The 381-nt window shown below is 51.2% G+C and carries 1 rRNA gene; it reads right to left on the bottom strand.

Annotation, left to right across the window (positions count from 1 at the left end):
* Positions 1-381 (bottom strand): 23S ribosomal RNA (locus P20439_RS11600); the annotation flags it as partial.

Here is a 381-nt window from a genome sequence, read left to right as displayed (position 1 = left end):
GCAACTTCATCACCTTGGTGACTCGTCTCGTGTCTCAGCCTAACAGCAACCCGGATTTACCTAAGTCGCTAGCCTACACACTTTCACATGGACTACCATCGCCATGCTTGCTTAGCCTGCTCCGTCCCCCCATCGCAATTATACCAAGTACGGAAATATTAATCCGTTTCCCATCGACTACGCCTTTCGGCCTCGCCTTAGGGGTCGACTTACCCTACCCTGATTAACATGGGATAGGAACCCTTGGTCTTCCGGCGTGCGGGTTTTTCACCCGCATTATCGTTACTCATGTCAGCATTCGCACTTCTGATACGTCCAGCATACCTCCCGGTACACCTTCAACCGCTTACAGAACGCTCCCCTACCACTCAGAATAAATTC

This window comes from Pseudoalteromonas sp. BSi20439 (assembly GCF_000241165.1).
In the GTDB taxonomy this organism is placed as follows: Bacteria; Pseudomonadota; Gammaproteobacteria; order Enterobacterales; family Alteromonadaceae; genus Pseudoalteromonas.
Note: the sequence above shows the minus strand (reverse complement) of the source record. Positions and strands in the feature narration are given on the sequence as shown.